The sequence below is a fragment of the Haemophilus influenzae genome, from assembly GCF_900475755.1.
GTDB lineage: Bacteria > Pseudomonadota > Gammaproteobacteria > Enterobacterales > Pasteurellaceae > Haemophilus > Haemophilus influenzae_D.
Genome location: NZ_LS483411.1, coordinates 1,244,529 through 1,266,689, shown reverse-complemented (window position 1 = coordinate 1,266,689; position 22,161 = coordinate 1,244,529). Strand labels below are relative to the sequence as shown.

Here is a 22,161-nt window from a genome sequence, read left to right as displayed (position 1 = left end):
AAAATGACTAACAATATGAACAATTATCCTCTTTTATCTTTAATTAATTCTCCAGAAGATTTACGTCTTTTAAATAAAGACCAGCTACCACAACTCTGCCAAGAATTACGTGCTTATCTTTTAGAATCAGTTAGTCAAACTAGCGGGCATTTAGCATCAGGTTTAGGCACGGTGGAACTGACTGTTGCACTACATTATGTGTATAAAACACCATTTGATCAGTTAATTTGGGATGTTGGACATCAAGCTTATCCACATAAAATTTTAACGGGTCGCCGAGAGCAGATGTCCACAATTCGTCAAAAAGGCGGTATTCATCCTTTCCCTTGGCGTGAAGAAAGTGAATTTGATGTATTAAGTGTTGGTCACTCCTCCACGTCTATTAGTGCGGGATTAGGTATTGCAGTCGCTGCAGAACGAGAAAATGCAAGTAGAAAAACAGTATGTGTCATCGGTGACGGCTCAATTACGGCGGGAATGGCATTTGAGGCATTAAATCACGCAGGGGCATTGCATACAGATATGTTAGTTATTTTAAATGATAACGAAATGTCTATTTCAGAAAACGTTGGCGCATTAAATAATCATCTTGCGCGTATTTTCTCTGGCTCTCTCTACTCTACACTTCGTGATGGCAGTAAAAAAATCCTTGATAAAGTTCCTCCAATCAAAAACTTTATGAAAAAAACCGAAGAACATATGAAAGGTGTAATGTTCTCGCCAGAAAGTACATTATTTGAAGAACTCGGTTTTAATTATATTGGCCCAGTGGACGGGCATAACATTGAGGAATTAGTGGCAACACTTACGAATATGCGTAATCTGAAAGGCCCGCAATTTTTACATATAAAAACAAAAAAAGGTAAAGGATATGCGCCTGCAGAAAAAGATCCGATTGGTTTCCACGGCGTACCAAAATTTGACCCAATCAGTGGCGAATTACCCAAAAACAATAGTAAACCAACTTATTCGAAAATTTTTGGCGATTGGCTATGCGAAATGGCAGAAAAAGATGCCAAAATTATTGGTATCACACCTGCAATGCGTGAGGGTTCAGGTATGGTAGAATTTTCCCAACGCTTCCCAAAACAATATTTTGACGTAGCAATTGCAGAACAGCACGCTGTCACTTTTGCTACAGGACTTGCAATTGGCGGATACAAACCTGTTGTCGCAATTTACTCGACATTTTTACAACGTGCTTACGATCAATTAATTCACGATGTTGCCATTCAAAATCTCCCTGTATTATTTGCGATTGATCGAGCGGGAATAGTTGGCGCAGATGGAGCGACACATCAAGGTGCATTTGATATTAGCTTTATGCGTTGCATTCCAAATATGATCATTATGACGCCAAGTGATGAAAATGAATGCCGTCAAATGCTCTATACAGGTTATCAATGTGGCAAACCAGCGGCAGTGCGTTATCCTCGCGGAAATGCCGTTGGTGTAAAACTTACTCCTTTGGAAATGCTACCTATCGGTAAATCACGTTTAATTCGAGAGGGTCAAAAAATTGCGATTTTAAACTTTGGTACCCTGTTACCATCTGCGTTAGAAGCATCAGAAAAACTCAATGCAACAGTTGTCGATATGCGTTTTGTAAAACCGATTGATATTGAAATGATTAATGTGCTTGCTAAAACTCACGATTATTTAGTCACATTAGAAGAAAATGCAATTCAAGGTGGAGCGGGATCAGCTGTGGCAGAAGTACTAAATTCATCAGGAAAATCAACCGCACTTTTACAACTTGGTTTACCAGATTATTTTATTCCCCAAGCGACACAGCAAGAAGCATTGGAAGATTTAGGATTGGATACAAAAGGCATTGAAGAAAAAATTATCAACTTTATTGCAAAACAGGACAATTTATAAAAATAAACGCGATGATAATTTCATCGCGTTTTTTCTTAATCCACAATTCTTAAATGGGAAACTGATTTTGTTTTCTTTTTTTCTTCTCGTTTTTTAGGCTTATCTACTGCTTCATAAAAACCTGTTGGTTGTTCAGTATCTGGCTCGATGTTAAGTTCATCATAAATTTCCTCAGGTTCAAACATCACGCCATCACCATTTTCACGAGCATAAATCGCAAGCGCTGCGCCCATTGGAATATACAATTCACGAGAGACACCTTTAAATCGGGCATTAAACTGGATGAAATCATTTGTAAGTTGTAAATTGCCCGTAGCATTAGAAGACAAGTTCAATACAATCTGTCCATCTTTTACATATTCCACAGGAACATTCACGCCCAAGTAAGTCGCATCAACAACTAAATAAGGCGTGAAACTATTATCTACTAGCCAATCATAATAGGCGCGTAATAAATAAGGACGTTTAGGAGAAGATTTATGTTCCATTATTTATCATCCATTAAATTTTTTGGTGCAGCTTCCCCTACAGATTGTAAAAAAGAATCGCGTGTAAACACGCGTTCCATATAAGCTTTAATCGCTTTACTTCCTGTGCCTGTAAATTCCACACCTAAATGTTTTAATTTCCATAATAATGGTGCAACATAGCAATCAACCAAACCAAATTCTTCATTCATAAAATAAGGCATCTGTTGAAAAATTGGTGCAATCCCTAATAATTCTTCTTTTAACTGTTTTAATGCTGAAATTTTTTCTTTTTCTGTACCGTTTTCTGCTTTTGCAAGGGTTGGATACCAATCTTGTTCAATACGTAACATTAAAAGTCGATCTTTAGCACGAGAAACAGGATACACTTGCATTAATGGAGGATGTGGAAAACGTTCATCAAGATATTCCATTATGATGCGTGAATTAAATAATACGAGATCACGATCAACCAACGTAGGCACAGTGCCGTATGGATTTAATTCCATTAAATCTTCTGGTAGTGCTTGCAAATCAACCTCTGCGTTTTCATAAAGCACACCTTTTTCAGCCAAAACAATTTTTACCTGATGGCAATAAATATCATCTTTATTTGAAAAAAGGGTCATTACTGAACGTTTATTTGATGCGCTGGACATTTATTCCTCCGAAGATCCAAAAATATTCTAGGTTTTTAAGGGGCAATATTCTACCATAAAGCATTACCTATTTGCCAATATAATCTTTTTTATTGTTTTATAATCAATAAGTTAGAGTAACTCAAATAATAAAAAAGCAGAGATTTCTCTCTGCTTTTCTTTTTCGAAACGAAAATAAAAATTAACGTTTTGAGTATTGTGGACGACGACGTGCTTTGTGTAAACCCACTTTTTTACGTTCTACGCGACGTGCGTCACGAGTAACGAAACCAGCTGCACGAAGTGCTGGGCGTAATGTTTCATCGTATTCCATCAATGCACGAGTGATACCGTGACGGATTGCACCCGCTTGACCAGAAATACCACCACCTTTAACTGTGATGTATAGATCTAATTTATCAGTTAATTCAACCAACTCTAATGGCTGACGTACTACCATACGCGCTGTTTCGCGACCAAAGTAAACATCTAATTCACGTTGGTTGATAGTGATTTTACCACTGCCCGGTTTGATAAATACACGAGCTGAAGAGCTTTTGCGGCGACCTGTGCCGTAGTTTTGATTCTCTGCCATTTTCTAAACCTCGTGATTAAATATCTAATACTTGTGGTTGTTGTGCAGCGTGTTGGTGTTCAGCACCTGCGTACACTTTTAATTTACGGAACATTGCACGGCCTAATGGACCTTTTGGCAACATACCTTTAACCGCAATTTCAATCACTGCTTCAGGACGGCGAGCGATCATTTCTTTGAAAGTCGCTTGTTTAATACCACCTACATAGCCAGTGTGCCAGTAGTAAAGTTTATCTGTTTCTTTACGACCAGTTACTGCCACTTTGTCTGCGTTGATAACGATGATGTAATCACCAGTATCTACGTGTGGAGTGTACTCAGCCTTGTGTTTACCACGAAGACGACGTGCTAATTCAGTCGCTAAACGACCTAAAGTTTTACCTGTCGCATCTACTACGTACCAGTCGCGTTTAACCGTTTCTGGTTTTGCTACAAAAGTTTTCATTAATTAATTACCAAAAATTAGTTTGATACCCAGTGTTCTTATGAACACAACCATTAATCTTAATCATCACCCCTTCGAGTGCGATCTCGATAAAATAATGCACGATGGGAATTCGCACATTTACAGGGTCGGCGTATTATACTCGTTTTTTCATAAAATGCTAATTTTTTGCGCTAAAAAATAAATCTATTATATTTATTTAACACGCATTTATCTTTCTATAAAAATACACAAAAAAATTACCGCACTTTCTTTTTCGTTGTAAAATGGGATAAATCATTGCTAACAAAAGTGCGGTAGTTTTGAGTACGTTTTGATCTAAAAATTAGTTATTATCGAACAATCATTATCCATTTATTGAATTATTAATAATAATCATACTTTTAATGAATAAATTGAAATTGACTCATATTAAAACCTATTTTATTGTACAAATACTATTTTAGAATCCTAAAGGAAGCCTTATGAGCTACGCGAAAGAAATTGATACATTAAATCAACATATTGCAGATTTTAATAAAAAAATTAATGTCTCCTTTGAATTTTTTCCACCTAAAAACGAAAAAATGGAAACCCTTCTATGGGATTCCATTCATCGTTTAAAAGTCTTAAAGCCTAAATTTGTGTCAGTCACTTACGGCGCAAATTCGGGAGAACGTGACCGCACTCACGGCATTGTGAAAGCCATTAAACAAGAAACTGGCTTAGAAGCCGCACCACATTTAACTGGAATTGATGCTACACCTGAAGAATTAAAACAAATTGCGAGAGATTATTGGGATAGTGGTATTCGCCGTATTGTTGCGTTACGCGGTGACGAACCTAAAGGTTACGCGAAAAAACCATTTTATGCGTCAAATCTTGTGGAATTACTCCGTTCTGTCGCTGATTTTGATATTTCTGTAGCCGCTTATCCTGAAGTTCATCCAGAAGCAAAATCCGCACAAGCAGACTTGATTAATTTAAAACGCAAAATTGATGCAGGTGCAAACCACGTCATTACACAATTTTTCTTTGATATTGAAAACTACCTACGTTTTCGTGATCGTTGTGCATCAATTGGTATTGATACTGAAATCGTACCCGGTATTTTACCTGTTACTAATTTTAAACAACTCCAAAAAATGGCATCATTCACTAATGTGAAAATTCCAGCGTGGTTAGTTAAAGCCTATGATGGTTTGGATGATGATCCAACTACACGTAATCTTGTAGCAGCAAGTGTTGCAATGGATATGGTAAAAATTTTATCTCGTGAAGGCGTAAATGATTTCCACTTTTATACGTTAAATCGTAGTGAATTAACTTATGCTATCTGTCATATGTTAGGTGTAAGACCTTAATTATCACAATAATATATTTCTTTTCAAACACAAAATAAGGGCGATATTTCGCCCTTATACAAAACTAAAAAAATTCAACCGCACTTCGTTATTTTACTAATTCAGCTTGCATATACATTAATCGATCTATATTCGTTAAATAATGCCCTAATTCTTGTTCTTCGGGTTTATGTAAATAAGGAATTTTACCTAAAAGCGGCGCATCAATATGTTCAACAAGCAAATCAACAATTTCTGCATAATGGCTTAATAATGGATTAATTCGATTCGCTATCCAACCTAATAAAGGTACACCTAACTGTTGGATAACCTTTACCGTTAATAAAGCGTGATTTACGCAACCATCTTTAATTCCAACTACAAGAACTACTGGCATTTTTCGTTGAGTAATCCAATCTGCAAAACTTTTTCCTTCTGCCATTGGTGTCATTAAACCAAAAGATCCTTCCACCACAACAGATTGATAAGTTTGATTCAAACGCGTTAAATCACAATTAATTTTATCTAATTTAATCCGCATTTTATCTTGTGTGAGCATTGGTGCACAGTGACTAAAAGTATAGCTATTAATATCCTGATAAGACACATTTTCTTTTGTTGAATTCATCAGCGTTAATACATCAGCATTTACAAAATTATCATAATCAGATGTATTTTCTGACTGAGCAACAGGATAAATACTCTCTTCTCCACAACAAGCAATGGGTTTATAGCCGACAACTTGCACGCCCTGCCCTTGCAAGGCTTGAATCATTGCGCGTGCTGCTGTTGTTTTCCCTACATTCGTATCTGTCCCTGCGACAAAAAAACTACTCATTTTTTCTCCTTTAAAAAGTGCGGTGGATTTTAAAGGAATTTTTTATTTAATAATTTGAGATAACGCAAATTTTCACTTTTTTATCTTAGAAATAGACAAATTATTTGATCTCACTCAAGCTATTAAATAAACCATCATCTTGTTTTGTCATTTGTAAATAAAATCCTTGGAGTTTAATTGTTTCTAATACTTCATTACAATCTACATTGTGTAATGCTTTACGCCCAAGCAGATTAAACATCATTACTAATTCTGGTTTACCAAAATGTTCGAGTAAAACGCTGGGAACTGAAGAAAAATCCTCTCTATTAGCAACATAAAGGTAACTTCCTAACTTCTTTTTACTTTTATAAATGGCACATAGCATATTTAATTTCCCGAAATAAAAATCCGCACATTTTACGTGCGGATTACAATTTATCATTTCCTATTTTTGAACTGTGGCTAAAAATTCTTTACGAGTATCTCTATCTTCTAAAAATACGCCACCATAAGCAGATGTGACAGTATAACTATTTGTATCTCTAATACCACGCGCTTTCACGCAAAAATGGGTCGCTTTCACATATACCGCCACATCATCGGTTTCAAGAATGGTTTGGAATGCTGTCAAAAGTTGCTCGGTTAAGCGTTCTTGAACCTGTGGACGTTGCGCAAAAAACGAGACAATTCGATTAATTTTAGAAAGACCAATCACCCAATCTTTTGGATAGTACGCCACACAAACTTTACCATCAATCGTCACAAAATGATGTTCACAAGTGCTTGTTAGCGTGATGTCATTCACTTGCACCATTTCGCTGACTTTCATTTGATTTTTGATTTTTGTCATCTTTGGAAAATTGGCATAATCCATTCCACTGAAAATCTCATCAATAAACATTTTAGCTAAACGATTTGGCGTTTCTTCTAAACTATCATCTCGCAAATCTAATCCAATCAGCTTCATCACTTCATTCATATGTTTTGCAATGTTTTCTCGGCGTTCATTTTTAGCCTGTGTTGGATCAATCATTGGTGTTTCAATGCCTTTCTCAATCAAGGCATTTCTTACATTCTGCGCATCCAGTGAAATTTTATTCATCATCGTTTTTCCTAAAAAAATAATCGGCTATTCTAACAAAGGATAATAGGATGGTAAAATGAGAAAAATTGCAAATTTGAATGAATAAGTCTTTAGAGATAAAATACCGACTTATTTTATTAAATAAGGATTTTCTATGCTTACATTGGATCAAGCTCGCTCGAAAATGCTCGAACAGATTCCCTTCCCAGCTCAAACTGAAAGCCTAAATTTACAAGAAGCCGCCAATCGAATTTGTGCAGAAGATATTATTTCGCCTATCAATGTTCCCTCTTTCGATAATTCAGCAATGGATGGTTATGCTGTACGTTTATCGGATTTACAACAATCCTTAACCCTTTCAGTGGCAGGAAAATCTTTTGCAGGTAATCCATTCCAAGGGGAATGGCAATCACTAAGTGCGGTCAGAATTATGACTGGCGCGATGATTCCTGAAGGCGCAGATGCCGTGATAATGCAAGAGCAAGTAACACTCAATGAAGACGGTACCGTCACTTTTAGTGAATTGCCTAAACCAAACCAAAACATCCGCCGTATTGGAGAAGATGTAGAAAAAGGCGATGTGGTATTAGCACAAGGCGCACCTCTCACCCCTGTTTCCTTGCCATTATTAGCCTCTTTAGGCATTGCAGAAGTAAAATGCTATCGCCAATTAAAAGTCGGCGTACTCTCAACTGGCGATGAACTTGTGGAAGTCGGCAAGCCATTACAAAGCGGACAAATCTATGATACCAACCGTTTCACTGTAAAATTATTACTTGAAAAACTAAACTGTGAAGTCATTGATTTAGGGCTATTACCTGATAACCAAGCTGAATTTGAAAAAGCATTTATTGCCGCACAAAGCCAAGCCGATTTAGTGATTACCAGTGGTGGTGTTTCCGTTGGTGAAGCGGATTTCACTAAAGCGGTATTGGAAAAAGTAGGTCAAGTAAATTTCTGGAAAATTGCAATCAAACCGGGCAAACCATTCGCTTTTGGTAAATTAGAAAACGCTTGGTTCTGTGGCTTACCAGGCAATCCTGTTTCCGCATTAGTGACATTTTATCAACTTGTTCAGCCACTCATTGCTAAACTTCAAGGCCAAAAACAATGGAAAAAACCACCGCACTTTTCAGCCATTGCTACAATGAATTTGAAAAAAGCAGTAGGACGTTTAGATTTCCAACGGGGTTTTTATCACATCAATGAGCAAGGTCAAATTGAAGTACAATCAGTAGGATTTCAAGGCTCTCATCTCTTTAGTGCTTTTGTAAAAAGCAATTGTTTTATCGTTTTAGAACAAGAACGAGGCAATGTCACTGCAGGTGAAACAGTGACAATTGAGCCTTTCAATCATTTATTAGGATAACAAATGATCGAGCTTAGTCACGAAGAAGAATTGCGTTATAACCGTCAAATTATTCTTAAAAGCATAGATTTTGATGGGCAAGAAAAACTCAAAGCAAGCAAAATGCTGATCATTGGGCTTGGTGGTTTAGGCTGTGCAGCCAGCCAATATCTCGCAGCGGCAGGCGTTGGAAATTTAACACTGTTGGATTTCGATACTGTTTCTCTTTCGAATCTTCAACGCCAAGTCTTGCACTGCGATGCACGCTTGAATATGCCCAAAGTAGAGTCAGCTAAAATTGCACTGGAACAAATCAATCCACATATAAACATTGAGACGATTAATGCTAAGTTAGACGAAGAAAAACTCGCAGAGATCATTCCGCACTTTGATATTGTTTTAGATTGTACAGACAATGTGGAAATCCGTAATCAATTGGATCGCCAATGTAATAATGCAAAAATTCCTCTTATTTCTGGCGCGGCGATTCGAATGGAAGGTCAGGTTTCCGTTTTCACTTATGAACCGAATACACCCACTTATCGTGATCTCAGCAAATTATTTGGGCAAAATGTATTAAGCTGTGTTGAAGCTGGCGTGCTTGCACCAATCGTCGGCATTGTGGGAAGCATTCAAGCCTTAGAAGCAATTAAAGTGCGGTTAAAAATCGGTAAGAATTTGTGTGGACGCTTATTGATGATTGATGGTTTTTCGATGAATATTCGAGAAATTAAGCTTCCAATAAATATGGAATAAAACATTTAAAAAGAGAAAGAAATTTAACCGCACTTTTTATTAACCATAACTTTTACGACAAAACACTATGACAACAGAAATTAAAAAACTTGATCCAGATACAGCCATTGATATTGCTTACGATATTTTCTTAGAAATGGCTGGGGAAAATTTAGATCCTGCTGATATTCTTTTATTCAACCTACAATTTGAAGAACGCGGTGGTGTGGAATTCGTTGAAACCGCCGATAATTGGGAAGAAGAAATTGGTGTACTGATTGACCCTGAAGAATACGCTGAAGTGTGGGTGGGCTTAGTCAATGAGCAAGATGAAATGGATGATGTCTTTGCTAAATTCTTAATTTCTCACCGAGAAGAAGATCGAGAATTTCACGTTATTTGGAAAAAATAACAATAAAGTAAAAATAAGGGAAATCAGCTGATTTCCCTTTTTCTTTTATCTTAAAATTCACGCCCTATTAAATTGGAAAACTCGAGAAAAAAACTAACAACAACGGCGGTAATAAATTTGTCACCATACCAAAAGAAATGGCAATAGGCGTTACTTCAATTCCACCTGATTTTTGAATAATCGGTAATGTACAATCTAATGCCGTTGCGCCTGTAATCCCAATAGCTGTAGAGCGATAATGTTGCATAAACAATGGAATCAAAAATAAACTCAATATTTCACGCGACAAATCATTGAAAAAAGCAATACTACCTTGCATCGGCCCCCAAGCATTTGTCAACACAACGCTTGATAAAGAATACCAACCAAATCCCGATGAAAAGGCTAAACCTTGAGTAATCGGCATACTTAGAAAAAATGACGAAATAACGCCACCAATTAAAGAACTTAGGGTAAAAATTGCCCCCATCATCAAACCTTGCTTATTTAATAAGACTTCTTTCAAGGAAATGCCGTTATTACGAAGCTGAATTCCAACAAAAAAGATCAACGCAATAAGCACGTAAAGATTGGAACCATGTGGGAAATGCAACCAATCATTGCACAACCAACCTAAAACGATGCCGATAATCACCGCACTTAATAATTTAATTGAGTCCACTAACGAATGCCAACGAGATGGCAATTCTCCCTGTAAGTAATTAACTGGCTTAGGCAAAGTGCGGTCATAAATAGCCAAGCCTAGGATATTACAAGTCAGAATGATAGCGGATAGCCCCAAAGCCGTCATACCAATAATTGGCAATTTTTGTTCTAAATGCTCTAGCTGCCCAAGCATAAACCCCATCATAAATAAAATGATGTAAAGCAATAACATCACAATTTTATTAATGAATGCCAACGCATTTTGATTCTGTATTTTGGCTAAATACCCCAAAATCATCGGCACAAGCACGATAAGCAATCCGTTAATAATTTCTTCCATTGTAGATCACTGCACTTTATTTAATTTTCAAAGGTAATTTGAATAAATATTACAGTAAAAATAAAAATTACTTATACAAGCAATAAAATCATACCGCTTATAATATATATTTTTTATCAATCTACCAAACGCTCAATGAACAAACTTTCTATGTAGGATATTTTATCTCTTTATTATGTAAAAACGAGGATATAAAAAAGCGGCTTAAAAATAAGCCGCTTTTCATCATTATTTCCCTGCAAAAACTTTTATTTGCTCTGCACCTAAATGCCCTGGTACGGTTTTTTTCAGGTTTAAATCGCTATCTAAAAAGAGATTGAACGGATAGCCACGCACTCTTGCTTTGTCAATGATTTCGCCTTTTTCATCTAAAAGCACCGTGATATTTTTATATTCCAATCCTTTGTACCATTCAATAAAATCAGCGGTGTCTTTTTCGCCTTTGTGATCGGGCGAAACAATGGTAATCACTTCAAAATTGCGATCTTTTTCCGCACTTAAATCATCAATTTCAGCTAATCCAGCCAAGCAAATCGGACACCAAGATGCCCACATTTTTACATACACAGGTTTGCCTTTATATTGGCTTAAAGTAACTGGCTGATTGTTTAAATCTTTGAGTTGCACATCTGCCAAATTAGTTTGTGCAAAAGCGTTTAGGCTGAATGCCATTAGAAATATTGATAGTAGTTTTTTCATTGCTTTTTTCCTTTTATAAATTTCTTTTGTTGAGGTTATGTTTTACGAAAAATTATTCGTAATTAATAAAATACCCATCACGATAATTAAAATTCCGCCACCGATTTTAAATTTGTCTAAGTGTTTATTTAACCCTTTGGCACGTTTGAGCAAGCTGTCAGATAAGAACGAAAACAGTACAAACGGGGTCGCAAGCCCTAAGACATAAACAAACATCATTGATGCACCGTAAAGTGCAGAGCCTTCATCGCCTGATAAAGCTAACACGGAAGCCAGAATCGGGCCAATACAAGGTGTCCAACCAAGACTAAACGTTAAACCAAGAACAAATGCCTCAAGTGCGGTTGATTTTCCTGATGTTTTTATTTCCACCAATTTCGTGCGTTCCAACAAACCAATTTTGAAAATGCCAAGTTGATGAATACCCAAAATAATCACGATAACGCCAGCGATAATGCGGGTAGTGTTACTAAATAAAATATTCCCTAAAAAACCAAAACTAAAGCCTAAACTGACAAATGTAAGGGAAAGCCCTAAAATAAATAAAAAAGTATTTAAGACTTTTTTACCGCCTTTACTCAAAATACCAAAATAAATTGGAATAATCGGGAAAATACAAGGCGAAAGAAAAGAAGCAAGCCCAGCTAAAAATACAGTTCCAATAAGGAGTTGCTGATCTAACATCCTACATCTCCTTATTTTTTAATGGATTGAATCAAATATCCGTATCCTGCCTTTTCCATTTCAGCTAACGGAATAAATTTAATTGATGCACTGTTAATGCAATAACGTAAACCACCTTTATCTTTCGGGCCGTCGTCAAAAACGTGTCCTAAATGGGCATTGCCCGCACGACTTAACACTTCGGTACGTTGCATATTGAAGCTATTGTCGGTTTCATAATGCACCACATCTTTAATGATCGGTTTCGTAAAACTTGGCCAGCCACAACCTGATTCAAATTTATCATTTGAAGAGAAAACAGGCTCGCCTGTAGTGACATCAACATAAATACCGGGTTGGAAGTTATCCCAATATTCGTTACTAAAAGAGCGTTCAGTATGTTTATTTTGAGTAACGGAATATTGCAACGGTGTCAATTTCGCTTTGAGTTCTGCATCACTCGGTTTCGGATAATCTTTTTCGTCAATCACAGGTTCATCTGCTTTGGTAATATCAATATGGCAATAACCATTTGGATTTTTCTTCAAATAATCCTGATGATATTCTTCTGCTACGATGTAATTTTTAATCGGCTGCACCTCAATTTGTACTGGTTTTTTATATTTGGTTTGAAGCTGGGCGAGAGCTTGTTCGATCACTGCTTTATCTGCCCCATCTTGATAATAAATCCCTGTGCGATATTGTCTACCACGGTCGTTACCTTGTTTGTTTACACTCGTTGGATCAATCACTTTAAAATAATATTTAAGCAATTTATCTAACGAAATTTGGTTTGCATCGTAAGTGACTTTTACCGTTTCTGCGTGATCGGTTAGCCCAATCATATGATAACTGGTTTTCCCCGTATTACCATTGGCATAGCCAGAAATCGCATCTTTCACACCGTGAATACGCTCCATATATGCTTCCATACCCCAGAAACAACCACCAGCAAGATAAATTTCTCGGATGTTTTGCGTATTTTCCATTGCCATTTTTTGTTCTCCAGATGATGATGTTGAATTTTGTATTGCTAAAGTTGGTGCTGCACAGCAAAGTGCGGTAATAAATAGAAATGTTTTTGATAGTTTCATTGCTTTTCCTTATGAAGTAAAAATTAACGTTACATAAGGTTAGACGGCGAAGAATTGGATTTCTTACAGATTTTTTTATCTTAAATTTGAATTGTAGTAGGAATAAGAGGGGAATTTTAGATAAAAAAGACTAAGTCTAAATTAAATATAGACTTAGTCTTGTTTAAATAAAATGATGTTGTTAGAGCAGAATTTTAATGACTTACAGCCATATTTAGTTTAGAAATAGCCTTCTTACCTTCTTCTTCAGAAACTTGTTCTAAATTTGCACCGCCTGCAAATACACCAAATTTAATATATTGACGAATAAAATAGTTTTTACCACTTTCAGTTTTAATGTTTAAATCATTATTGCTAAATTCGGATTCAGTTGAAATTTTATGCTCTCCAGCTTTAACGGTTTTATAAAAAAATACATCAGGAGCAGACTCACCTATAAATTTTTCATCAATATAGAGATCTTTCTTTAAAGCTTTTCCTATAAAAGAATCACGGTAGATATATAATCCTGAATTTCCTTTTTCGGGAGATCTGAATTGTTTGGCGGTATTACTTTCTTCAACAGAAGCCATAGGAACGGTTGCACAAGCTGAAAGTAATAACGCTACCCCTATAATTGATGCTCTTGCAAATAACTGTTTCACAAAATACCCATTAGAAACTAAAACGTAAACCAGCCTTAACGCCCACATCAGAAGCATCTGAGGCTAAACGGTTATATTCAATATTAGTATTAAGTGCAACGTTATCAGTTAATTTATATTGAACACCAGCTAATGCACCAATGCCTATGCTCGTTTCGCTTACAAAATCTATGCGATAATATCTTGCATTTGCATTTTCAGTTACAGTTACATCTGGTTCATTGGCAGATACACGGACACCAACATAAGGTTTGAAATCGGCTAAGTCAAAATCATAAAAACCAGTGAGGCCTAATGATTTACCTTTAAGAGATACATCTACAACATCAGCATAATTTGCAGTTACTTTTCCGTAGTTTGTATAATCTACGGCTAAACGAAAGTTCTTATCAAAAGCATAGCCAACACTAATTCGTTGGGTAAAAGATGAACTGTCTGAACTATTTACATGAGTAATATCAATTTTTGAAGCACCTAAATCGCCTTGAACATACCATTGAGCTTGAGCTGATAGTGCTAAAGTAGATAACATAGTTACAATAAGTAATTTTTTCATAGATTAAGACCTCTAAATGTGTGAAAATACATCAATTGCATAAGTAAATGCGGGTAAATTTTATGGAAGTTTAACCATTAAAAACAACAACAAAAAGGACAAAATAGCACCTAATTTCGGCAAAAATTGCTCAATTTGGAAAGGGGTAAATTTAGATGGGAATGCATGATAAAATTCGTATGATGAGAGAGCTTCGTCAATTATCGCAAGAAGATATGGCTGAGAAAATGAATATGTCGCCAAGTGGTTATGCCAAGATTGAACGAGGTGAAACTCGCCTACAATACGATAAATTGGTGCAAATTGCTCAGATATTTAATGTGAGTTTATCTGATCTTGTTGATAATGATAAAGGTGTTATCTTCTTTATGAATAAAAATGGAAATAATACTTCTGCAAATTATTATAGTGGTGATCACTCTATAATGTTTGAAATTGAAAAATTAAAATTACAACTTATTCATAAAGATGAATTATTAGAGCAGAAAGAAAAAGAATTAGAAATGCTTAGAAAAATGATTTCATTATTAGAAAAGTGAAATAAAGTATTTTTAACAATAAGCGGTTGAAGCTGTAAAATATTTTGCAAATTCAACCGCTTATTTTTTTGCTACCTATCAGTTAATTCTATAGATGGTTTTCGGCATCCCTAAATTGCTTCATCATCTCGCTTAAGGTTTTGCAATTTCTTTGAAAACGACGACAACGTGAGCAGGTAACTAAATGAACTTTTAACCCAACTTTTTCTTGTATATCTAATGAACGTTCGTGCGATTCGGAAATCATTCGAGTGGCTTGGCGACAACGCATAATCTCTCCTAAAGTTTTTTTGAAAGACAGTTTTGCAACTGTAAACGAGCCCGATAAAGGGTGGTATGTAAATTAGACGAAGTTAAATGCGTTTCTTGACAAATTTCTTCAGATGAAAGATCTAAAAACTCTCGCATCATAAAAATTTTTGCCTGTTTGGCGGGTAAACAAGTCAAACAAGTTTCAAAAATCAGCCAAAATTCATCGGAATAAACCGTTTCTTCTTCGCCTTGTAATTCACTCGGGTAATGTTCTGGTTTCCAATACCCCTTTTCATCAAAAAATGAATTATTGGTATTTTCATCTTCAAGTTCACTTTCTAAAACAAACCGCCCTTTCTGACGTAAATAATCAATAATCTTATTTTTAAGAATCGCAAAAATCCAAGTTTTAAATGCAGATTGATGCTTAAAATTATCAAGATTTTTGAATGCACTTAAAAAAGCTTCTTGTACTAAATCTTCAGCAAGATCGGCTTGATTTACTTGCAATTGTGCAAATGTCAGCATTTGAGTGCGAATTTGCTGAAGCTCAAGATCAGAAATAACATTCATTTTAACTCCTTTAAAACTTATGTAAGAAATGAAACCCACTTCCTTTAATAAACTAAGGTAGCTATTTTTACACTCAAAAAAGGAAATTTAAAATGAAAAATTTTACATTGAATCTGTTTATCGCCATCATCCATTTGTTTTTTATTTACTGCGTCAGTGTCTTTTTCGGCTGTTTTTACATTGGCAATGTATCTTTCAGTGCCAACCTTACCCACAGAAACTTCATTCGATCTTGTTGTTTGTGTGTCAGAACCTAATGCAACGCTGTGACTGTGTTCAGCTTTTGCACCATCTCCAAGAGCTACGGCTGATGATTTTAAGGCTTTTGTCCCCTTACCAATTGCTACTGTATAGCTTTCGATGCCTCACCTTCTTTCCCTAACGCAACCGAATAATTACCTGTAGCATTTGCGTTTCCACCAATTGCCGTAGAACCAATATTTGCTTCGGTTTTCTTGCCAATTGCCACCGCATCATTTCCAAGTGTTTTCACGCTATATCCTAACGCCACTGTATGAGCTACCGCAGTATTATCAGCTTTCTTCGCTTCATTCATTTCGCCCAACACAACATTATGACTACCTTCCACCTTATTTTTATAACTAGATACTACATTGTAGCGATTATCACTTATACCATCACTAGATTTGCCTACGTTATTACCATAACCAGACACAGTGTGATAGACACCATACACTTCATTTCCTTGCCCAAACACCTGGCTTGAAGCACCTTTTACTGTATTACTCAAACCATAAACCTGTAAATTACCATTACCCCCACCATAAGAAATGCCTGTTGCATTATTACTAAGCCCTACAACTACCGTACTATTACCCGTTAAAGTGTTGTTATCGCCAACGATTAAATTATTAGTTGCGTGAGATAATTTAGGATTAGAAGTATCAGTACCTTTAACATCATTAATTTTATTAGTTTTTAAATTACCGATAATGATATTGTTATTGCTCGTACTATCAGATGTACTAATATCTTTCATTCCAAAATTTTCTGAGAAGTTAGTATTTGAAGTGGCAGGGGGAGAAGTATCTGCTAAAGCTGGATTAGTGAATATTCCACCAATAATGGAGAGAGCTGTAGTTATTGTACAAGATGGGAAGAAAAGACTAGTATTGTTTGTTTACAGAATTATATAAAAACATATTTAGATCCTCACTATATTAAATAAAAGATACTCAATTTTACGTCATATAGATTAAGATATAAAGGAAATATTGTTTTTATACATAAAAAGTGCGGTGAAAATCTTAAAAATTTTTACCGCACTTTGTTGAAGCAGCATTTACATAACAACCACATCAAACTGTTCTTGATTATAAAATTTCTCAGTTTTCACTTGAACGCGTTTGCCAATAAACATTTCCACTTCTGGTAGCAAACCGTGAGATTCTTCATTAATAAGATATTCGGAAACCGCTGGCGAGGCATAAACAACAAATTGTTCGCTGCTGAATAAATGATAAACCCGAATAATTTCACGCATAATTTCGTAGCAAACAGTCTCAACAGTTTTCACTCGACCGCGGCCATGGCACGTTGGACATTCATCACATAGCACGTGTTCAAGACTTTCGCGGGTTCTTTTACGGGTCATTTCTACAAGACCTAATTGCGTAAACCCATTCACATTGGTTTTCACACGATCTTTAGAAAGCACATCACATAAAGATTCTAGTACTCGATTGCGGTGTTCATCTGTTTGCATATCAATAAAATCAATAATGATAATGCCGCCAAGATTACGTAGTTGGAGTTGCTGCGCGATGGCTTTAGTTGCTTCAATATTGGTATTGAAGATGGTTTCTTCTAGATTACGATGCCCTACAAATGCACCTGTATTAATATCAATGGTGGTCATGGCTTCCGTTTGCTCGATAATTAAATAGCCACCCGATTTGAGATTAACACGTTTATCTAGCGCTGTTTGGATCGCATTTTCAACTCCATACACATCAAAGATAGGTTGGTTGCCAGAATAAAGCACAAGTTTATCGCTTAGTTCAGGCATAAATTCATCGGTAAACTCTTTCACTTCGCCAAAGCAAAGTTTAGAGTCGATACGAATTTTTTCTAAGTTTGTGCCGATAAAATCGCGCAAAATACGTTGTGGAAGTGCAGGCTCTCCGTAAATTTTTGATTTGGTTGGATATTTAGATTTACGCTCTAAGACTTTACGCCATAAGCGTTTTAAAAATTCAGCATCTTGACGCAATTCTTCTTCGCTTGCTCCTTCTGTGGCGGTACGAATAATGAAACCGCCAAGTTCATCACAAAATGGTTCAACTAATGCTTTTAAACGGGCGCGTTCTTCTTCGCTTTCAATACGTTGTGAAACACCTACGTGGCTATTTTCTGGCATAAAAACAAGATAACGTGATGGCAATGTGATGTCTGTGGTTAAACGCGCGCCTTTTGTACCAAGGGGATCTTTAACCACTTGTACAACAATATCCTGCCCTTCACGTACTAATTCTGAAATGCTCTTAACTTTAAATTGCTTTTGTTCATTTTCATCTACACATTCCGTGTGAGATACAATGTCAGCGGCGTGTAAAAAAGCGGCTTTTTCCAAACCAATATCAACAAAAGCAGATTGCATTCCTGGTAGCACTCGAGTGACACGACCTTTATAAATATTTCCGACAATTCCTCGTTTGGCTTGGCGTTCAATATGCACTTCGCGCAACATTCCTGTTTCTACTAGCGCAATGCGTGTTTCGTTAGGCGTTACGTTCATCAATAACTCGACAGCATCCATTTTATATTCCTAATTTCTTAAATTTCATCAAATATTTAGTCTAAATAGAATAATAGCCCGAAATAAGGTAAAATGCACCCTTTCTGAAATTTTAACCCATTTTGGACTTATAAAATGTTTGGATTAGACCCAACTCTTATTACTTTTACTATTTATATTTTCGGAATGTTACTGATTGGCGTACTCGCCTATTATTACACGAATAATTTATCAGATTACATTCTCGGTGGACGTCGTTTAGGCAGCTTTGTCACCGCAATGTCAGCAGGTGCGTCAGATATGTCTGGTTGGCTTTTAATGGGCTTACCTGGTGCAGTATATTTATCAGGCTTAGTTGAAGGCTGGATTGCTATTGGTTTAACTATCGGGGCTTATTTTAACTGGCTTTTAGTGGCTGGTCGTTTGCGTGTTTATACAGAATTAAATAATAATGCCCTCACTCTCCCAGAATATTTTCATAATCGTTTTGGTTCATCACACAAATTATTAAAACTTGTTTCTGCTACGATTATTTTAGTGTTTTTTACTATTTATTGTGCTTCAGGTGTCGTGGCAGGTGCAAAATTATTCCAAAATATATTTTCTGTGGAATATTCCACCGCACTTTGGTACGGCGCAGCGGCAACCATTGCTTACACGTTCATCGGAGGTTTCCTTGCGGTAAGCTGGACAGATACCATTCAAGCGACATTAATGATTTTTGCATTAATTTTAACCCCTGTTTTTGTGTTATTAAGTTTCACTGATACCGCTCAATTTTCCGCCGTATTAGAACAAGCTGAGGCTGCAGTAAATAAAGATTTCACGGATTTATTTACTTCTACCACACCACTTGGTTTATTAAGCCTTGCCGCTTGGGGCTTGGGCTATTTCGGGCAACCGCATATTTTAGCGCGCTTTATGGCTGCAGATTCTGTCAAATCACTTATCAAAGCTCGTCGTCTTAGTATGGCTTGGATGGTGCTTTGCTTAGGAGGCGCAATTGGCATTGGCTTATTCGCTATTCCGTATTTCTTTGCAAATCCAGCTATTGCAGGCACAGTTAATCGCGAACCAGAACAGGTTTTTATTGAATTAGCTAAACTTTTATTTAATCCTTGGATCGCAGGCATATTACTTTCAGCTATTTTAGCCGCTGTAATGAGTACATTAAGTGCGCAATTATTAATTTCGTCTAGCTCAATCACAGAAGATTTCTACAAAGGTTTCATTCGCCCTAAGGCTTCAGAAAAAGAGCTCGTATGGCTTGGCAGAATAATGGTCTTAGTGATTGCTGCATTTGCTATCTGGATCGCACAAGATGAAAACAGCAAAGTATTAAAACTTGTAGAATTCGCTTGGGCTGGTTTTGGTAGTGCATTTGGCCCTGTTGTACTTTTCTCTCTTTTCTGGAAACGAATGACATCATCGGGTGCAATGGCAGGTATGCTTGTAGGCGCAGTGACCGTATTTGCTTGGAAAGAAGTTGTTCCAGCTGATACGGATTGGTTTAAAGTATATGAAATGATCCCGGGGTTTGCCTTCGCCAGCCTTGCAATTATTGTTATTTCATTGCTTTCCAGTAAACCTGAACAAGATATTCTTAATACCTTTGATAAAGCAGAAAAGGCTTATAAGGAAGCAAAATGATCGACTTTCGCCCTTTTTATCAACAAATTGCGACTACAAATTTATCGGACTGGTTAGAAACCTTACCGCACCAATTAAAAGAATGGGAAACTCAAACTCACGCTGATTATGCGAAATGGAGCAAAATTGTTGATTTTCTACCTGATTTACATGCTGATGAAATCGATCTAAAAAGTGCGGTGAAATCTGACCGCACTTTTCCCCTTTCAGAAGGTGAAAAACAACGAATTATCCATCATTTAAAACAATTAATGCCGTGGCGAAAAGGACCTTATCATCTTTTCGGCATTCATGTAGATTGTGAATGGCGTTCAGATTTTAAATGGGATCGTGTTCTTCCTCATTTAGCTCCACTGCAAGGTCGCACTATTTTAGATGTGGGCTGTGGCAGCGGTTATCATATGTGGAGAATGGTAGGCGAAGGCGCAAAAATGGTGGTCGGGATTGATCCTACCGAGCTTTTCCTTTGCCAATTTGAAGCTGTACGCAAACTGCTTAATAATGATCGTCGAGCAAATCTTATCCCACTTGGTATTGAGCAAATGCAACCATTAGCGGCATTTGACACTGTATTTTCAATGGGCGTACTCTATCATCGTAAATCCCCATTAGATCATTTAAGCCAATTGAAAAATCAATTGGTAAAAGGTGGTGAATTGGTATTAGAAACATTAGTGGTGGATGGCGATGTAAATACTGTGCTCATACCAGCAGATCGCTATGCGAAAATGAAAAATGTTTATTTTATCCCCTCTGTCGCCGCACTAATTAACTGGCTAGAAAAAGTTGGCTTTATCAACGTACGTTGTGTGGATGTAGCGACAACTACATTAGAAGAACAGCGTAAAACTGATTGGTTAGAAAATGAAAGCCTGATTGATTTTTTAGATCCAAATGATCACAGTAAAACCATTGAAGGTTATCAAGCACCGAAAAGAGCGGTAATTTTAGCGAATAAATAAAAAAGGGAAATTATTCCCTTTTTTATTTTACTCGCGTTTCATATTTACAACGAATAATACTCTAACTCTACTGAAGTTAATGTGGATAATAAGGTTTCAGCCATCGTTTTATGGCTCAGTTTTAATGCTTTTTCAGCCATCACAATTCGCTCAATATCAGTCAATTTTTTATCATTTAAATAAGCAAAATTAAGTGCAGTTTGCAATGCTGGTAAACTCGGATTAAATGCAGCATTTTCTGCATAACGTCCTGTTACCACATCTCCATTTTTAAATAAAATCGCAATGCCGTGCGGACTATTTGAATAAGGACAATGAGATTGATTTGCAGCCAAAATAGCTCGATTAACCAAATCATCTTGATGATCTGCAACTAAATGATGATTTTCTTCCGCTAAAAGATGCGCCGCAATATCGAGATCTTTTGGTCCAAAAGCATCAGGTAAATAAGAATGTAACGGATTATTTTGGCTATGTGGCAAATGAATTGAAATTTTTTCAGCACCGTGCAATTCATTCATAAATTGACGACAATGCCCACACGGCGTATAATTGACCACCATATCTGAAATACGGCGTTCATTACGCAACCAAGCGTGAGAAATTGCACTTTGTTCCGCGTGAATCGTTTGCTGAATGGCTGAATTAGCAAATTCTTGATTCGCACCAAAATAAAAATCCCCTTGTTCGCCAATAGCAACTGCCCCCACATTAAAATGAGAAATAGCAGTATGACTATAACTTGCGGCAAGTGGCAACAAGTGCATAGCTAATTTTAGTGATGTAAGTTCAAAATTACGACAAAGCAGTTGCACTTGGGAATAATTTAAAAAACCAGCCCAACTTTGTGAACGAAGTTCATTCACAATAGCTTGATTGAGTGCATCATCTTGTGGCAAGGCGTGCTTAATAAGTTCTTGCATAACATATCCTTAGAAAAAATATTAAAAATTATAACTGTACTTATTAAATCAAAATTTACTGTTAGCCGCGATAGTTTGATTAAATATTCATTAAAACTGTGATCTTGATCACTTAT

At 36.4% G+C, this 22,161-nt stretch carries 27 protein-coding genes and 1 pseudogene; 8 read left to right on the top strand and 20 right to left on the bottom strand.

Going from position 1 to position 22,161, the window contains the following annotated elements; genetic code table 11:
• Positions 1 to 3 precede the first annotated feature (3 nt).
• Positions 4 to 1,881: a 1-deoxy-D-xylulose-5-phosphate synthase gene (gene dxs / locus DQN24_RS06275; protein ID WP_111695549.1), complete on the top strand. Its 1,878-nt coding sequence runs from the start codon at positions 4 to 6 to the stop codon at positions 1,879 to 1,881.
• Positions 1,882 to 1,916: 35 nt separating this feature from the next.
• On the opposite strand, the gene DQN24_RS06270 is transcribed toward dxs, so the two are convergent.
• The 4 genes from DQN24_RS06270 to rplM all read right to left on the bottom strand — a co-directional run bounded on the left by DQN24_RS06270 (position 1,917) and on the right by rplM (position 4,026).
• The gene (locus DQN24_RS06270; protein ID WP_050847611.1) at positions 1,917 to 2,369 is read right to left on the bottom strand and encodes a ClpXP protease specificity-enhancing factor; all 453 of its coding nucleotides are present in this window, start codon (positions 2,367 to 2,369) and stop codon (positions 1,917 to 1,919) included.
• Positions 2,369 to 3,007: a stringent starvation protein SspA gene (gene sspA / locus DQN24_RS06265; RefSeq protein WP_005688426.1), complete on the bottom strand. Its 639-nt coding sequence runs from the start codon at positions 3,005 to 3,007 to the stop codon at positions 2,369 to 2,371. The genes DQN24_RS06270 and sspA overlap by 1 nt, the downstream gene beginning before the upstream one ends.
• Positions 3,008 to 3,188: 181 nt before the next feature.
• Complete coding sequence (gene rpsI, locus DQN24_RS06260) at positions 3,189 to 3,581, bottom strand: 30S ribosomal protein S9 (protein ID WP_005631594.1); 393 nt, start codon at positions 3,579 to 3,581, stop codon at positions 3,189 to 3,191.
• 16 nt (positions 3,582 to 3,597) lie between these two features.
• A complete protein-coding gene (gene rplM / locus DQN24_RS06255; RefSeq protein WP_005628896.1) occupies positions 3,598 to 4,026 on the bottom strand; it encodes a 50S ribosomal protein L13 in 429 nt (142 codons plus the stop codon).
• Positions 4,027 to 4,490: 464 nt separating this feature from the next.
• Between rplM and metF the strand changes: the two genes are divergently transcribed.
• On the top strand, positions 4,491 to 5,369 hold the full coding sequence (metF, locus tag DQN24_RS06250; protein ID WP_050847610.1) for a methylenetetrahydrofolate reductase: 879 nt from the start codon (positions 4,491 to 4,493) through the stop codon (positions 5,367 to 5,369).
• A gap of 88 nt (positions 5,370 to 5,457) precedes the next feature.
• Here the strand turns inward: metF and bioD are convergent, their stop codons facing one another.
• From bioD to folE, 3 genes are all read right to left on the bottom strand, one after another.
• Positions 5,458 to 6,186: a dethiobiotin synthase gene (gene bioD / locus DQN24_RS06245; RefSeq protein ID WP_021035251.1), complete on the bottom strand. Its 729-nt coding sequence runs from the start codon at positions 6,184 to 6,186 to the stop codon at positions 5,458 to 5,460.
• A 100-nt stretch (positions 6,187 to 6,286) separates the two neighbouring features.
• Positions 6,287 to 6,553, bottom strand: a complete 267-nt coding sequence (locus tag DQN24_RS06240; protein ID WP_041175415.1) for a YcgL domain-containing protein — start codon at positions 6,551 to 6,553, stop codon at positions 6,287 to 6,289.
• 60 nt (positions 6,554 to 6,613) lie between these two features.
• Positions 6,614 to 7,270, bottom strand: coding sequence for a GTP cyclohydrolase I FolE (gene folE / locus DQN24_RS06235; RefSeq protein WP_105891347.1), 657 nt, complete (start codon positions 7,268 to 7,270; stop codon positions 6,614 to 6,616).
• Between the two features lie 136 nt (positions 7,271 to 7,406).
• Between folE and moeA the strand changes: the two genes are divergently transcribed.
• The 3 genes from moeA to DQN24_RS06220 all read left to right on the top strand — a co-directional run bounded on the left by moeA (position 7,407) and on the right by DQN24_RS06220 (position 9,747).
• A complete protein-coding gene (gene moeA / locus DQN24_RS06230; RefSeq protein ID WP_105891329.1) occupies positions 7,407 to 8,621 on the top strand; it encodes a molybdopterin molybdotransferase MoeA in 1,215 nt (404 codons plus the stop codon).
• Between the two features lie 3 nt (positions 8,622 to 8,624).
• On the top strand, positions 8,625 to 9,356 hold the full coding sequence (moeB, locus tag DQN24_RS06225) for a molybdopterin-synthase adenylyltransferase MoeB (RefSeq protein WP_105891328.1): 732 nt from the start codon (positions 8,625 to 8,627) through the stop codon (positions 9,354 to 9,356).
• A 67-nt stretch (positions 9,357 to 9,423) separates the two neighbouring features.
• Positions 9,424 to 9,747, top strand: coding sequence for an HI1450 family dsDNA-mimic protein (locus DQN24_RS06220; protein WP_005641855.1), 324 nt, complete (start codon positions 9,424 to 9,426; stop codon positions 9,745 to 9,747).
• A gap of 67 nt (positions 9,748 to 9,814) precedes the next feature.
• On the opposite strand, the gene DQN24_RS06215 is transcribed toward DQN24_RS06220, so the two are convergent.
• The 6 genes from DQN24_RS06215 to DQN24_RS06190 form a co-directional block, all read right to left on the bottom strand.
• A complete protein-coding gene (locus tag DQN24_RS06215; protein WP_111695548.1) occupies positions 9,815 to 10,732 on the bottom strand; it encodes a lysine exporter LysO family protein in 918 nt (305 codons plus the stop codon).
• 228 nt (positions 10,733 to 10,960) lie between these two features.
• Positions 10,961 to 11,431: a redoxin domain-containing protein gene (locus DQN24_RS06210; RefSeq protein WP_005631815.1), complete on the bottom strand. Its 471-nt coding sequence runs from the start codon at positions 11,429 to 11,431 to the stop codon at positions 10,961 to 10,963.
• A 42-nt stretch (positions 11,432 to 11,473) separates the two neighbouring features.
• Positions 11,474 to 12,115 (bottom strand): cytochrome c biogenesis protein CcdA, encoded by a 642-nt coding sequence (locus tag DQN24_RS06205; RefSeq protein WP_005656594.1) that lies wholly within the window; start codon positions 12,113 to 12,115, stop codon positions 11,474 to 11,476.
• Positions 12,116 to 12,126: 11 nt separating this feature from the next.
• Positions 12,127 to 13,188, bottom strand: a complete 1,062-nt coding sequence (gene msrAB / locus DQN24_RS06200; protein ID WP_005631817.1) for a bifunctional peptide-methionine (S)-S-oxide reductase MsrA/peptide-methionine (R)-S-oxide reductase MsrB — start codon at positions 13,186 to 13,188, stop codon at positions 12,127 to 12,129.
• 194 nt (positions 13,189 to 13,382) lie between these two features.
• Positions 13,383 to 13,889 (bottom strand): DUF2846 domain-containing protein, encoded by a 507-nt coding sequence (locus DQN24_RS06195; protein WP_172453979.1) that lies wholly within the window; start codon positions 13,887 to 13,889, stop codon positions 13,383 to 13,385.
• Positions 13,843 to 14,388 carry an opacity family porin gene (locus DQN24_RS06190; RefSeq protein WP_111695547.1) on the bottom strand — a complete coding sequence of 182 codons (546 nt, stop codon included), beginning with the start codon at positions 14,386 to 14,388 and terminating at the stop codon, positions 13,843 to 13,845. Before DQN24_RS06190 ends, DQN24_RS06195 begins: the two co-directional genes overlap by 47 nt.
• A 155-nt stretch (positions 14,389 to 14,543) precedes the next feature.
• On the opposite strand from DQN24_RS06190, the gene DQN24_RS06185 reads away from it, so the two are divergent.
• Complete coding sequence (locus tag DQN24_RS06185) at positions 14,544 to 14,927, top strand: helix-turn-helix domain-containing protein (protein ID WP_021035262.1); 384 nt, start codon at positions 14,544 to 14,546, stop codon at positions 14,925 to 14,927.
• Positions 14,928 to 15,015: 88 nt separating this feature from the next.
• Here the strand turns inward: DQN24_RS06185 and DQN24_RS06180 are convergent, their stop codons facing one another.
• The 6 genes and pseudogenes from DQN24_RS06180 to rng all read right to left on the bottom strand — a co-directional run bounded on the left by DQN24_RS06180 (position 15,016) and on the right by rng (position 18,531).
• Entirely contained in the window at positions 15,016 to 15,198 is a 183-nt protein-coding gene (locus tag DQN24_RS06180; protein ID WP_050829135.1) for a zf-HC2 domain-containing protein, read from the bottom strand.
• 8 nt (positions 15,199 to 15,206) lie between these two features.
• On the bottom strand, positions 15,207 to 15,752 hold the full coding sequence (locus tag DQN24_RS06175) for a sigma-70 family RNA polymerase sigma factor (protein ID WP_021035264.1): 546 nt from the start codon (positions 15,750 to 15,752) through the stop codon (positions 15,207 to 15,209).
• A 44-nt stretch (positions 15,753 to 15,796) separates the two neighbouring features.
• Positions 15,797 to 15,967: a hypothetical protein gene (locus tag DQN24_RS09135; RefSeq protein WP_227894306.1), complete on the bottom strand. Its 171-nt coding sequence runs from the start codon at positions 15,965 to 15,967 to the stop codon at positions 15,797 to 15,799.
• A 36-nt stretch (positions 15,968 to 16,003) separates the two neighbouring features.
• Positions 16,004 to 16,093: pseudogene (locus DQN24_RS09130) on the bottom strand (hypothetical protein); the annotation flags it as partial.
• 2 nt (positions 16,094 to 16,095) lie between these two features.
• Positions 16,096 to 16,752 carry a trimeric autotransporter adhesin gene (locus tag DQN24_RS06170; RefSeq protein ID WP_021035266.1) on the bottom strand — a complete coding sequence of 219 codons (657 nt, stop codon included), beginning with the start codon at positions 16,750 to 16,752 and terminating at the stop codon, positions 16,096 to 16,098.
• Between the two features lie 303 nt (positions 16,753 to 17,055).
• The gene (gene rng, locus DQN24_RS06165; protein WP_021035268.1) at positions 17,056 to 18,531 is read right to left on the bottom strand and encodes a ribonuclease G; all 1,476 of its coding nucleotides are present in this window, start codon (positions 18,529 to 18,531) and stop codon (positions 17,056 to 17,058) included.
• A gap of 114 nt (positions 18,532 to 18,645) precedes the next feature.
• Between rng and putP the strand changes: the two genes are divergently transcribed.
• Together putP and cmoB are read left to right on the top strand one after the other, a co-directional pair.
• The gene (gene putP / locus DQN24_RS06160) at positions 18,646 to 20,160 is read left to right on the top strand and encodes a sodium/proline symporter PutP (protein ID WP_111695546.1); all 1,515 of its coding nucleotides are present in this window, start codon (positions 18,646 to 18,648) and stop codon (positions 20,158 to 20,160) included.
• Entirely contained in the window at positions 20,157 to 21,122 is a 966-nt protein-coding gene (cmoB, locus tag DQN24_RS06155; protein WP_111695545.1) for a tRNA 5-methoxyuridine(34)/uridine 5-oxyacetic acid(34) synthase CmoB, read from the top strand. Before putP ends, cmoB begins: the two co-directional genes overlap by 4 nt.
• A gap of 44 nt (positions 21,123 to 21,166) precedes the next feature.
• Here cmoB and cdd read toward each other — a convergent pair whose 3' ends face one another.
• The gene (cdd, locus tag DQN24_RS06150) at positions 21,167 to 22,045 is read right to left on the bottom strand and encodes a cytidine deaminase (protein ID WP_050848188.1); all 879 of its coding nucleotides are present in this window, start codon (positions 22,043 to 22,045) and stop codon (positions 21,167 to 21,169) included.
• Positions 22,046 to 22,161 lie beyond the last annotated feature (116 nt).